Source organism: Lysinibacillus sp. GW823-FHT02G10 (assembly GCF_058797135.1).
Genome location: NZ_JBXAJI010000001.1, coordinates 706,495 through 718,896, shown reverse-complemented (window position 1 = coordinate 718,896; position 12,402 = coordinate 706,495). Strand labels below are relative to the sequence as shown.

The following is a 12,402-nucleotide window of genomic DNA, read 5'->3' as shown; positions in this document are numbered from 1 at the left end:
CGTTCACTTTTTATATTTCACCAACAAAAATCATTTCAAACATTTGTAGATAGCTGCAACTATATCATTCTAAATACCTCGCCTTTGGGCACAAACGGTAGCTTGGCCCCCTGTGGTAGTACGAAGGCATGCTGTCTTTTAATGGCTAAACGATCACATTGTCCATCTGTAATAATCAGGATAGGACCATCCTTTGGAAAATCCTGTGCGGCTTCAAGTAGCTGTATACCAGGCTGTAACACTGTGCCTCCTCTACCTCTTACCTTCACTTTCGTTAATAGTTCTTCAGGGGCTAGATAGCCCGCGTCATAGGCAACAGCATCACAAAATATAACGCGAACAAAGGGGACATCTCTAGCGATGCTATAGCTCGCTATTGTGCCGAGTGCTTTTCCTAGTAAGAGACGGTCCATGGAGCCTGATGTATCAATAAGGACTGCGAAAGTACGTCCATCTTCCTCACCGCTTTGATGAATCCATCTTGGTCTAGCTATATCAGGTGTCGATGCTTGCCTCCTACTGGGGCGGGTATACGTTCTAACTTTCTCTATCGGTTGAAACATCCGATCAAACCATTTGGCTAATGCCACATCCCAGGCAATAGGAGGCTGTGCTAGGCTACGAATTTCCTCAATGAGCCCTTGTGGCAAATATCCTCTCTCTTGGGTCATATGATAGCTTAACCCTTGACTCAATGCCCTTCTATAAAAAGCATCTAAATCCACGCCAACCTTGCCTTCCCAAAAATCTGGTGGATTCGTTTCGATCATATCTCCTATGCCCTGCCCTCGAAAGGTTCTTAATTTGCGATACATCCTAATATCTGTAACTATACGATCATAAATAGATTCGGCTGAAAGTCCCTTTAATGCTGGATCATATAGCCCGCCAAATGCTGGCATCTCGCCGATTTGCATATCGATGAGCCAGCCATTGATAACATAATCACAAGCAACATTCCATAAGTAAGGATCACGTCCTTGTCTGCGGTTCGCATGGCTTAAACCTGCATGAAGCAATTCGTGTGCCATGAGAAACCGCATTTCCTCATCGGTCATTCCCACCGCCGTATTCAAATAAATCTCCTTTGTTTCGACTGCAATGGCTGCGACCGAAATATCCATTCTTGTGCAAATAAGTGGGTCTTCAATGATCGTAAAATCTGCTGCCAAAGCACCAAATAAGGGATAGGAGCTCATAAACCAAGCCTTTGCGCGCTGTGCTTGTGTTACCCTCGTTGTGCCTCCCAATGTATTTTCTACCCCTCCCGCTACTCGTATGGCACTTTGTACGGCTTTCGATAAACCTTGTGCAAATAGTGCAGCGAAATTACTATTCCCTCGATAAAAATAGCCTGTTTGATTTTGTGATATAACAAAGTCCCCTTGACCTGGCATTGTACTATAGCCTTTCAAATCATCTGGCACACCTTCGCGTAAAAATCTTTCATATAATTTTTCCTCAGAGCTAATGGCCTCAAAAAGAGGATTACTCATTTCCTTTGGTGCTTGACCAAATTTTAGCTCTGCTAAAAATTTTGTTATATAGCAGTCACAGGCAATATTCCACAGCTCCTGCTGCTCTTTTGGTTGATGATGATGTAAGCCTAGGTGTAGCAAGCAATGCGCTATCACATAAGCCCATTCATTTGGCTGACCTTTTTTATCCTGATTCACATAAATAACACCTGCGCTTGTAATGTAAGCCCAATCCTTTTGGGGCATACTTTCGTATTGCATGTAAACAGCATGACACAACGCCTCGAACAGGGGATGTGTACAGACAATGTCATGCCCACGTGCAATGGCTTTCTCATTTTTATGCTCCTGCTGTGATGCTTTCTTCTTTTTGGCCATACGCTACCCTTCCTTTTTGGCTACTAAACGCGGTAAATCTCGGATAACCTCCAGCATAAACCAGGCAGGTAAGGCTTCACCCTTTTGCTCTGACACAACCATCTGTGCAATTTCTAAGCTGATGGATGATAGGTCCTTGATCAAGTCTTTGGCACGAAAGGCTAATTGCCGTTGATTGCCCTTCAATGTGGTATGCTCGTTCGGAAGCTCCTTCAGTAACTGAGCCCGGAAGGATTGTGCCATGAAATAAAGCAAATCTCTTTCATCAGGTTGATCGGGCCAACGTAATTCTCCTTGAATAATTTTAGCGAGATCATATTTACTTTGCACTTGCTTGATAAAGGCTTTAAATTGACTGGCAGTATGCGCGGACAGGCAGCTACTTGCTAATAGATCAATTGTTTGTTCTTGTAAGCTATTGCCATATGCATACAAACAATCACTTAACATATGCCATGAACGAGGCGTGGAGAAGGGTTCTTCTGTTTTCGGTGGTTCGTTCCATAAATGATCGGGACGCATTTGAATATACTCAATCACATATGGATGTATTTCATGTGCATAGGCCCATTCAAGCCAATCTTTATGCGATGCCCTCAGCTGAACATGAACCATCCGATTGATTAATGCGGAGGACATCGGCTTAACAATCGCGTTATCCTGAGCCCGATTGCCTGCACCAATAACAATCGTACCCTCTGGCAATGTAAACTCTCCAATTCTGCGTTCATGAATAAGACTATAAAACGCTTTTTGTACTTCCTGTGAGCAAGCATTTAATTCATCTAAAAAAAGGCAATAAGGTTCATCGCGTGCAATCATTTTGGGTGGACAAAAAACACTGTAGCCATCCTTAATCTGCGGAACACCAATAATATCCTCAGGTGCTAGCTGACTGCCCAATAACGATACACAATGTAGCCCTAATTCACTAGCAAAGTTTTCAACAATCGCTGATTTCCCAATGCCAGGTGCTCCCCAAATAAAAACTGGTCTTATTGTCGCTACATTCAGCAGAAAATCATATAGTTGTTTTTGTGTCACATTAAAAATCGTATTCAATCAAAACGCCCTTTCAACTCATTGTTTTAAAGGTTAATAATACCATTTTCTATGAAATTAATCTTGTCTCTACCATTCTATGAAATTGACTGCCAATTACTAGCTGTGAGAAAATAATAAAAATTGTAGTAGAGAGGTCGTGACCTATGCATAATGGCTTTCAGTTTTTGGCGATTTCACAACTAGCAAAAAGGTTTCCAGCAGACTCTTGGTGGGCAAAGTTTTACAAGGATTTTAGTGAGGATGATCTAGTAGCGTACTATGAGGGGGATATAACACTTCCCTCTCTTGATTTGGACTGGGATATGCCATTCCCACAACAGGACAAGACCATTCTCATTTTCATCAATGGTCATCTAACCGTAGACACCCTCTATAATTTAGAGACAGATGGGGCAATTGGGCTGATAGTGATGGGCAATGTACTTTCTAAAAATATAGCTGTAGGTGGTCAGGAAATCTATGTGCACGGGCATCTGACAGTCGAGAATATATTATGTGGCTCCTACAATCATGGCGAAACGATCGTTAATGGCAATCTTCAGGCAGCAATTTTGGTTCAAGATGATGAGTATCGCATCAACGTAAAGGGTCAGCAGTCGATTCCTTGTATCGTAAATATATGGCACGGAGATGGCGTTTTTCAGGAGCTCCCTATCCGTATTGAAGATGTATTAGTAGACGAGATATTTTTACCTGAGGATGAGGATGACATCGGCTTTTCCTTCACTTCACTCGTGGAAATTCTAAAACAAGGGCGTTCTGCACTCACTCAATTTACAAGCGTTCCTCAAAGGACAATAGCAACTCCTATTTATTTCACGCACCATTCGATCAATGCGGAAAACATACTGAAACTGACTTCATGTATTCTGATGACACCTGACAAACCTTCTTTCGATTTGACGGAACAGGATGTTTATTTTATGATCCAACGCGCACATACCAATGCTGATGGAGATGTACGCAATGATAGTATTTATATATTGACCTCGCAGTGTCATTATTTTATTTGGCTTAATGAGGATCAATCCGTCTCTCTCTTGACAAAAACACTAGATGAAGAAGCTGAATGGTGGGATATTACAGCATCCCCCCAGGAGGATTTAGTGGATTTACAACAGCACTGGCTGATGTTGTTAACCTGCATCAATGTAGCAGAACTTTACTTGCATAGTATCGAGGTGCGAGATGTACAACAAATTCTCCAGCATCCTACGATTCTGGATTTAGACGATGAACATGATGGATTGTGGGATGGTTCCAAATGCTATAGCTTCCGTCAAACCTATTTGGATGATGAAGGCGATAGGATACATGCTCGCATTGAAATTATGACGCCTGATGAAGCGTATTATTTTTATACGCTCGAAAATCAATCCTATGTTGCTCGCCACTATCAGCCTCCTAACGTTTTTGGTCGACAAGAGCTATCTTATTTAAACACGATTCAATGGGAAGCGTCCGAGCGATATTTTGAGAGATTCAAACAATTTATGTCTCAGAATTTTAAGATAGATTTAGGAACTAATTAAGGCAAGAAACGTTCTATTAATGATGAAGTCTATTCAACTATACATCTCTTTCACTCTCTGTAATAATGAGAGATAGCTAAACTTTTAATAGAAGGGAGGGAGATGTGGTCACGACCAACATCCAGCTACAATGAAATACGTGCTAAACTTTTTTAAAGGACTTATGATTGTCGTTGTTGTTATTTGTATTTCGTTTTATATGGTGACACAGTTATTTAATACGACTGAAAGAGAAGAGTCTGTGGTTATTGATGATCGTCCAAGTGTGGAAGAGTTTATCGGTGAGATTGCAGAGACCGCACGAGATCTTGGTGCTGACAATGACTTATATGCATCCGTGATGATTGCTCAGGCGATTCTAGAAAGTGAGCATGGGCAAAGTGGACTTGGCTCTGCCCCTAATTATAATCTTTTTGGAATGAAAGGCAGCTACCAAAATAATTCCGTCACACTCGAAACCACAGAGGATGATGGGGCAGGCAACCTTTCTACCATCATGGCTGACTTCCGCAAATACCCTTCCTATGAAGCATCCATGCAGGATTATGTAAAATTAATGCGTAATGGCGTGTCATGGAATAAAGATTTTTACGCAGGCGTTTTCAAAAGCAACACAACTACCTATACAGATGCGACCAAGTTTTTAACAGGCTCCTATGCAACTGATTCGGCTTACAATGAAAAATTAAATACATTGATCGCAAAATATGACCTTCAGCAATATGATAGCCCTGTAAAAGATAAGAAAACCATCACGGTGGCTGATGGAGATTCACTTATGAAGATTGCCGAAGCCTATAATGTGAAGGTGACATCACTTAAGCAGTGGAATCAGCTTCGAACAGAACGTCTTGAAGCAGGCCAGCAACTTAATATTTATCATTATTAACATAAAACGTCCATGACTCATCAAGGAGTATGGACGTTTTTTCTCATGAAACTTATTCGTTTGTCTAAACGTCTTAGTGTAAAAATGCGGAAAGGATAGGAACACAGTGAAGCGTACACAATTGCTCAGTCTTCTCGCCGTTAACCTTATGCTATTGCCATTGATTCAGCTTAGCTACAACCTATATTTCACAACAAAAATAGCAGAGGGTTCCTTTTATCTTATTATTTTGCCCACTCTTATTATTTTATCGAACCTCTTACTATGTTGTAGTTGGCAAAGAGTAGCAGCGTCTATCCATTGGACCTTTGTCTATGTGGGACAAGGCACCTCTATCGCCTGTTATTTTGTGTGGCATTATGGGCAACTAGAGCCCTATCCAGATATGCCCCCAGGTGAAGCAGTGTTTGTTTTATGCATGAGTACATTTTTAATTGGGCTCTGGCAGTTTATCGTGTTAGCACTGATCCATCTCAGTACGTTTATCATCCTCAAGATGGGACTGACCTTTAAAAAAGCTTAACTAGTCTTCTGTGAGTTATATAAAGTACCTACTGCTAGTATGGTCGTGGCTAAATCCTGTCGATAGAGGGGATGTTTGGCATCTAGACTATTAATCGTTACTTCATTACCACCTAACGATGAATGGACATACAAATCATCACCCATGTATAGAGCAATATGACCTGGAAAATAGATTAAATCACCCTTCTGCATTCGGGCTTGCTCTATGTTAACGATAGGGAAGCCCTCTACTATTCGGGCATCACGATAAATATAGACACCGTTTAACATATAAGCCATTGAACATAAACCAGAGCAATCAATACCTAGTGGCGATTTGCCACCCCAGCGATAAGGGGCCGTTAAATAGCTGAGCGCTGTGTCCACCACATTTTCTCGGAACTGCTGCTCCGATAATAAAGGTGCTGTTATTTTTGGTTGTAGCCATTTTGTTCGAACATACCCTATTTGTCCTGACACTAGCTGTACAGCCGACCATTCTTCAGGTACTGCTTCGTCTGACATAACACGAATGGAAGAGCCTCTTACAAGCGTTAGCAGCTTTGTACTTTGAATACGTGGCTGCTGCAAAACATCTGCAAAGCTTTGACACACTACATACTGTGCATCTTGTTGCCATGTAGATGCTAGTGCTTCCTCTTGCAGTAAGTCTGCCTTCTGACAGTAACCCTCGTAACGATAGGCCGTTTGAATAGAAACCCAAGCGTCATTGACATCCCTGATGATCTCTACGGTCATCCCATAAAGCACTTCATCGACTAATTCAGAAGCTTTATCTGGCATGGCATGCAAGCTAGCAATCATGGCTGTAACGATAGCCTTCATCCTTCTCCCCCTTCCGCTTCACCAGCTGGTCATAGACAACTTTTGATAGACGACCAATGAGTTGGCGCGCCTGATCATTGTCCGTTACATTTGTTATAAAAACACCCATACTATAATCGACTGCATTCGTGTAAAATATCCCCACATCATGATCGACTGTATCCAGTCCGCCTGTTTTATGTGCCAGCCTCACATCCTCTACTAGATAGCGCTTTAGGGAGTCATGTATACGCTGACGGCTTAAAATATTAATGACTAGTTTATTGTAGGTAGGCGTTAAAAGCTCTTGCTGATAGATACGCGTATAAAGATGCGCCATATCCCTTGCTGATGTGCGATTATCTATGCCCTTTGCTAGCCGCTCCACATCCATCATTTTTCGCTGTAGTAGTGTGTCCTGTAATCCGATATGCTGAAAATAGTCATTCAAATATTCCATGCCAACTACTTCGATTAAGACGTTCGTAGCTGTATTATCGCTAGTAATAATCATCCACAATAGCAGATCATAGAAAGTGCTTTGTGTAAGTCTTTGTTCACTAATCACACTAAAATCCACCCAATCAGTTGGTGAAATCGTAAGCGTAGAATTAAGTGATAATTTGTTTTTCTCTATATATGAGAGCAAGGCTAACAGAATCGGCACTTTGATTAAACTTGCACTTGAAAATGAAGTCTCTAGCTGATGACTGATGAGCAACTGATTCGTTGTTAGATTTTTAATAAACAAATGTACGTTGTAGGGCGATTCTTGAATAAGTGTAGTAATTCTCTGCTCCATAAACCACCTATCCAACTACATGGATACGCTGATTGTCCGCATCCACCTTGACGCTTCTTCCTAAAGGAAGCGACATTGTTGGTAAACAATGACCACATGCCAAATCTGCAATTATAGGCTTCCCTAAAGGCACTAGAATTTCTTGAAAAATAGTTTGTAATGATAAGCTGTGTGCTGGCTTTTCGGGATTTTCAGGTTCGCAATTTGTCCAAGCACCCAATAAAATGCCTGCCACGTCATCTAGCTTTCCTGCCAGTTTTAATTGTGTCAGCATACGATCCACCCGTTGCTCCGTTTCATCGATATCTTCTAAAAACAGAATTTTACCTCGTGTATCAATTTCATAGGGTGTGCCAAGTGAAGCTGTCACTAATGTTAAATTGCCACCGATGAGTTGACCTGAAGCGCTCCCAGGAACCAGTGTAGACATGGGCTGGTGAGAAGGATTTTTTAAGTAGTACGCCTTTCTTTCATTCTCCATAATTAGCTGAATGAACGACTGCCAAGTATAGTCATCCATCTCCTGTCTAATAAATTCTGTGGATGGCATCGGCGTATGATAGGTTACAAAGCCACATAGCTGATTAAAAGCTATATGTAGAGCGGTCACATCACTATAGCCTGCAAATACTTTGGGATTGGCACTTATCAAGTCAAAGTCTAATTGGGCTAAAATTTTCGTCGCACCATAGCCCCCACGTATACAAAAAATACCATCAATCATTGGATCATCAAACATACGATGAACATCTGCTACCCGTAATTCATCTGTGCCTGCTAAATAGCCATGTCTTGCGTGACAGGTCTCCCCAACGACCACATTGAGCCCTAGCTTTTCGATACTAGCAATAGCAGGTTGCAGCTTTTCGGGTGGCGTTGCTCCAGAAGCACTAATAAGACCAATTGTGTCACCCTTTTTCAATGCCTTTGGACAAATCATATCTTTTCCTCCCTTTTCAGTGAAGTACGATAATGGGCAAGTTCCTCTTCATTGGCTAAAATAAAATGACCTTCCTCTATCTCAACAAATGAGGGGGGATTTTCCTCATAGCGATGCTGTGACGGATCATACACTTCTACAACTTTCTCCCGCTCCTTATAGGGATTCGGCTCTGGTACTGCTGATAATAAAGCCCTTGTATAAGGATGCAGCGGATGAGCGAAAAGCTTTTCTGTTTCCGCTAGCTCCACAATCTTCCCCTTATAAATGACTGCCGTACGATCCGTAATAAAACGGACAATCGATAAATCATGGGCAATAAATAAATACGTTAAATGATTTCGCTGTTGAAGGCTTGCTAATAAATTTAATACTTGCGCTCGAATGGATACGTCTAAGGCGGATATTGGCTCATCTGCAATGATAAACTCTGGCTCCATCACTAACGCACGAGCAATGCCAATACGTTGGCGTTGACCTCCTGAAAACTCATGCGGAAAGCGGCTTGAGAACTCTGGAAGTAGCCCAACTTTCAATAACGCATCGCGCACCTTTTGTTGTCGATCTGCCTCATCTTTATATTTTTTCGAAGGGTATAAGCCCTCTGAAACAATATAATCTACTTTTGCTCGTTCATTTAGAGATGCCATAGGGTCCTGGAATATCATTTGGATTTTTTGCGTAATTTCTCTATCCCAATCTTTAGGGATTTTCCCCTGAATACTTTTGCCATGGTACAAAATTTGTCCCTCTGTGACCTCATTGATGCGCATAATCGCTCGACCAATCGTTGTCTTCCCTGAGCCTGACTCACCTACAATGCCAAATGTTTCGCCTTTAAAAATTTGAAAGCTGACATCATCAATGGCTGTAAACTTATTTTTCCCTTTGCCAAAAACAACAGATAAATTTTTTACTTCTACAAGCACCTCTTTATCAGTCATTCGCATACTGCCTCCCCTCTGCAAAAAATGCTTGTAAGGCTGCTGGAGGCTCTACCTTTGGTGCAAGTGGGTCTAATAACCATGTACGAGCATAGTGGGTATCACTGACCTGAAAAAAAGGTGGCCGCTCGATAAAGTCAATTTTCAATGCATATGGATTTCGTGGGGCAAAGGCATCTCCCTTTATTTCCTGAAAAAGATTCGGAGGTGTGCCCTTGATGGAATACAATTGTTCCCCTTTTGAGCCAAGCTGTGGTAAAGAGGAAATAAGCGCCCACGTATAAGGATGCTTACTATGAAAGAAAATTTCATGTGTTTCCCCAACCTCGATGACATCGCCCGCGTACATCACGGCAATACGGTCAGCCACTTTTGCGACTACGCCTAAATCGTGCGTAATATAGACGATTGTTAAGCCGTATTTTTGCTGAAGACTTTTCAAGAGCTGTAAAATTTGTGCCTGAATGGTTACATCCAAAGCTGTCGTGGGCTCATCACATATTAAAATATTCGGCTTACACGCAATGGCAATCGCAATAACGATACGTTGGCGCATCCCTCCTGAAAATTCATGGGGGTATTGCTTATAGCGCTTTTGCACATCGGTAATGCCGACATCTGTTAACAGTTTTAGTGTTTCTGCATAGGCTTCCTTACCTCTTAAGCCTTGATGCATAACCACACATTCTTCAATTTGCTTTCCAATGGTTTTGAGCGGGTTTAACGATGTCATCGGATCCTGTGTCACCATCGCTATTTCCTTACCACGAATCCCTAGCCATTCTTGCTCTGTTGTGAACTTTCCTAAATCCTGTGCATTGTAAATAATTTGCCCCTGCTTAATACGACCATTTTTATCGAGCAAGCCCATGATGGATTTCATCAGCACGGATTTACCCGAACCTGATTCACCCACAATGGCTAAGCTCTCTCCCTTGTAAAGGTCGAGTGAAATACCGCGAATCGCTGTTAAAATTCGACCACGTAGCGTAAACTGAATCACTAAATTTTGGATGCCTAATATGCTTGATTTTTTCAATGTCACTCGCTTCCCCTCCTTATACATGGTTTTTCGGATCTGCTGCATCTGCAAAGGAATTACCAATAATATAAAATGCGATCGTAATAACGCTTAGCACAATACTTGGGAAAATAAGCTGATACCTTAGATCTGGTGACATCATAAGGACACGTCCTTCATTAATTAAATTTCCTAAGGATGGCTCACTGATCGGAAGCCCTAAACCAATATACGTCAAAAAGACTTCGGCCCCAATTGCAAAGGGTATCGCTAAGCTCATGCGGAGCATAATGACAGAAATTAAATAAGGTAATAGATTTTTTAGGATAATACGATAATCAGGTGTGCCTAAGCACTTTGAGGCTAGATTGTATTCGCGGTCACGCAAAATAACAATTTGATTGCGGATAAACCTCGCCATTTCCACCCATCCCGTAATACACATGGCAATAATAATTGTTGAAATACTTGGCCGTAAGATATAGGACATTAAAATGAGCACAATGGTTGTGGGGATATTATCGACAACATTATAAAGCTGTGTAATAGGCGCTTCTAATTTCCGTGAAAAGCCCCATAGCGTGCCAATTGTAATGCCCACCACTGCCTCCACTAAGGCGACAACACAGCCAATAAAGAGTGAGGTTCTCGTCCCCGCCCAAATACGAGACCATAAATCCTGACCGATTGAATTCGTGCCAAACCAAAATTCTGCACTAGGTGCAATATTACGTGCCTGCATCCCGGTTTGTTCATCCAAGTAAATTTCAGTTGGTGATTTTTGCGCAGGTAAATAGGGCTGTAAAATCGTAAAGCCAACAATGATGATCACCCCAACTAATAAAAAAACGGCCAGTCGATTTTTCAAAAAGGATTGCCATGTAGACCGCCAATAAGAATAATTTGAATAGCCCGTTTCCTCCGCCTGTCTTGCGTCCACTTCGGCAAATTCAAATAAGGTTTCACGTGATTTATTGGAAATATTATTGATTTCATCTGTATACATCCCCATTAACGCACACCCCCTCCCTTGCCTAATTTAATACGAGGGTCGACAAGTGCCATGGCAATATCCCCTAAAATAAGGCCAATGATACCAAGGGAAGAGAACACTAACACTAGGCCTTGAACAATCGTATTATCCTGTCGCTGAATAGCATCCACAAGTAAGCCCCCCATCCCTGGAATGGAATACAACGACTCTATATAAATCGAGCCTGTAATCGTAAACAGAATTGTTGCAGGTAAATATTGTGCCATGGGAATAAAGGCATTACGTAATACATGTTTGAACATCAGTGTCCGCTCCTTTACGCCCTTTGCCCTAGCCAGCTTAATATAGTCCTTGTTCAGTTCATCCACCATATAGCGTCGCATCCACATCGCGTAGGAGGCAGTTGGAGCCAATGCCATTGACGTAAGTGGAAGAATCCAAGTAATCGGCCTGTATTCATCAAACAGCATCGGTAATTGAAAGAGTTCTGTAATATACATTTGAATAACTAAGTAATAAACCGCTGCAGGGACTGCAACAACAAATACGATATAGCCTGTCCCAAGTCGATCCAGCCAACGTCCCTTACGATAGGCCATCATTATTCCTAGCGGCACACCAATCAGGAGTGATATAGCGACTGCTCCTAAACCAAAGAGCAGAGAATACGTGATTTTATCTGCAATAATCGTCACTACTGGGACATCGGTACGATAAGTCACTGATTTACCCAAATCCCCCTGCAGTAAATTCTTGTAAAAATTACCCAATTGGACAAGGATTGGGTCTCGCAAGCCGAGATTTGTTAAGTAAATTTCCTGCTGAGCAGGTGACATTTTATCAGCTGCCGCTCCTAAATAGCCTTCCTCTGGCATTAGCCGTAATAATGAAAAGACAATGGTGATGATAATAAAAAGGGTTAAAACGGATTGTAAGAGTCGTTTTCCTATATACTGCAACATCGCGCCATCCTCCTTTGTCAAAAAGACGAAAGGAGATGCCGACTATTCTTTTCGGTATCTCCTTTTCA

Annotated in this window: 12 protein-coding genes; 3 read left to right on the top strand and 9 right to left on the bottom strand. The window is 41.8% G+C overall.

Annotation, left to right across the window (positions count from 1 at the left end; all coding sequences use genetic code 11):
• Positions 1–59: 59 nt before the first annotated feature.
• Positions 60–1,856, bottom strand: a complete 1,797-nt coding sequence (locus AC1RFD_RS03555; RefSeq protein WP_492474498.1) for a vWA domain-containing protein — start codon at positions 1,854–1,856, stop codon at positions 60–62.
• A gap of 3 nt (positions 1,857–1,859) precedes the next feature.
• Complete coding sequence (locus AC1RFD_RS03550; RefSeq protein WP_048390252.1) at positions 1,860–2,918, bottom strand: AAA family ATPase; 1,059 nt, start codon at positions 2,916–2,918, stop codon at positions 1,860–1,862.
• A gap of 146 nt (positions 2,919–3,064) precedes the next feature.
• Between AC1RFD_RS03550 and AC1RFD_RS03545 the strand changes: the two genes are divergently transcribed.
• The 3 genes from AC1RFD_RS03545 (at position 3,065) to AC1RFD_RS03535 (ending at position 5,865) form a co-directional block, all read left to right on the top strand.
• Positions 3,065–4,453 (top strand): hypothetical protein, encoded by a 1,389-nt coding sequence (locus tag AC1RFD_RS03545; RefSeq protein ID WP_492474497.1) that lies wholly within the window; start codon positions 3,065–3,067, stop codon positions 4,451–4,453.
• Between the two features lie 163 nt (positions 4,454–4,616).
• Positions 4,617–5,342 (top strand): glucosaminidase domain-containing protein, encoded by a 726-nt coding sequence (locus AC1RFD_RS03540; protein WP_288580301.1) that lies wholly within the window; start codon positions 4,617–4,619, stop codon positions 5,340–5,342.
• Between the two features lie 106 nt (positions 5,343–5,448).
• The gene (locus AC1RFD_RS03535; RefSeq protein ID WP_492474496.1) at positions 5,449–5,865 is read left to right on the top strand and encodes a hypothetical protein; all 417 of its coding nucleotides are present in this window, start codon (positions 5,449–5,451) and stop codon (positions 5,863–5,865) included.
• Here AC1RFD_RS03535 and AC1RFD_RS03530 read toward each other — a convergent pair.
• Genes AC1RFD_RS03530 through AC1RFD_RS03500 form a run of 7 tightly spaced genes read right to left on the bottom strand, consistent with a single transcriptional unit; the run spans position 5,862 to position 12,334 of the window.
• Positions 5,862–6,692 (bottom strand): C40 family peptidase, encoded by an 831-nt coding sequence (locus AC1RFD_RS03530; protein WP_492474495.1) that lies wholly within the window; start codon positions 6,690–6,692, stop codon positions 5,862–5,864. The genes AC1RFD_RS03535 and AC1RFD_RS03530 overlap by 4 nt on opposite strands.
• A complete protein-coding gene (locus AC1RFD_RS03525; protein ID WP_054550861.1) occupies positions 6,661–7,473 on the bottom strand; it encodes a serine hydrolase in 813 nt (270 codons plus the stop codon). Before AC1RFD_RS03525 ends, AC1RFD_RS03530 begins: the two co-directional genes overlap by 32 nt.
• Before the next feature lie 7 nt (positions 7,474–7,480).
• Positions 7,481–8,413 carry an LD-carboxypeptidase gene (locus AC1RFD_RS03520; protein ID WP_054550860.1) on the bottom strand — a complete coding sequence of 311 codons (933 nt, stop codon included), beginning with the start codon at positions 8,411–8,413 and terminating at the stop codon, positions 7,481–7,483.
• Positions 8,410–9,357, bottom strand: coding sequence for an ATP-binding cassette domain-containing protein (locus AC1RFD_RS03515; protein ID WP_054550859.1), 948 nt, complete (start codon positions 9,355–9,357; stop codon positions 8,410–8,412). Before AC1RFD_RS03515 ends, AC1RFD_RS03520 begins: the two co-directional genes overlap by 4 nt.
• Positions 9,350–10,423: an oligopeptide/dipeptide ABC transporter ATP-binding protein gene (locus AC1RFD_RS03510; RefSeq protein ID WP_054550858.1), complete on the bottom strand. Its 1,074-nt coding sequence runs from the start codon at positions 10,421–10,423 to the stop codon at positions 9,350–9,352. The genes AC1RFD_RS03515 and AC1RFD_RS03510 overlap by 8 nt, the downstream gene beginning before the upstream one ends.
• Positions 10,416–11,390, bottom strand: coding sequence for an ABC transporter permease (locus tag AC1RFD_RS03505; protein WP_048390234.1), 975 nt, complete (start codon positions 11,388–11,390; stop codon positions 10,416–10,418). The genes AC1RFD_RS03510 and AC1RFD_RS03505 overlap by 8 nt, the downstream gene beginning before the upstream one ends.
• Entirely contained in the window at positions 11,390–12,334 is a 945-nt protein-coding gene (locus AC1RFD_RS03500; RefSeq protein ID WP_054550857.1) for an ABC transporter permease, read from the bottom strand. Before AC1RFD_RS03500 ends, AC1RFD_RS03505 begins: the two co-directional genes overlap by 1 nt.
• Positions 12,335–12,402 lie beyond the last annotated feature (68 nt).